At 23.6% G+C, this 505-nt stretch carries 1 pseudogene; it reads right to left on the bottom strand.

The annotated features are described in order from the left end of the window. Positions 1–505, bottom strand: a pseudogene (locus LRB30_RS05830) (hypothetical protein); the annotation flags it as partial.

The raw sequence follows: 505 nt of genomic DNA, 5'->3' as shown, positions 1-505 counted from the left end.
GCTGTTTTCAACTTTTAAAAAGTGCATAAATTGTTCAAAATATTTTTTATCTTTTATTTTTAATAATTGATTTGCTATTATGTGCGGTGCAATATATTCTTTTCCATCTATTATTTCTTTTGTTATTGAGTTTATATTTTTTTGAGGAAAGAATGAATTGATGTGACTTAATTGTATATATCCCAAATTTTTATCATGAAATGTTTGCTCAATTAAGTTTAAAATTTCTTTTTCTAGATGCATTTGCAATTCTATTAGTTCTGTTAAATTTTTATTATCTGAATCTGCATGAGTAAAATTTGTTTTTTTTTCAAAAGCAGTATCAATCTTAATTGTTAGATTTCCATTGACGCTGCTTTGATCTATAAACTTTATCCATTCGGTTTCACTATTTAGATAGTTTTTATAAGCATTTAGATAGTTTTTTATTTCTTCAAGTTTTTGCGGGCTTATTTTGATTTTTGCTGCTGTTTGTTTTATTAAAAAAGAATTATTGTTATTGTTT

The sequence above is a fragment of the Borreliella americana genome, assembly GCF_021043605.1.
GTDB classification, from domain to species: Bacteria; Spirochaetota; Spirochaetia; order Borreliales; family Borreliaceae; genus Borreliella; species Borreliella americana.
The sequence above is the reverse complement of the archived record's forward strand: the minus strand, read 5'-3'. Positions and strand labels throughout refer to the sequence as shown.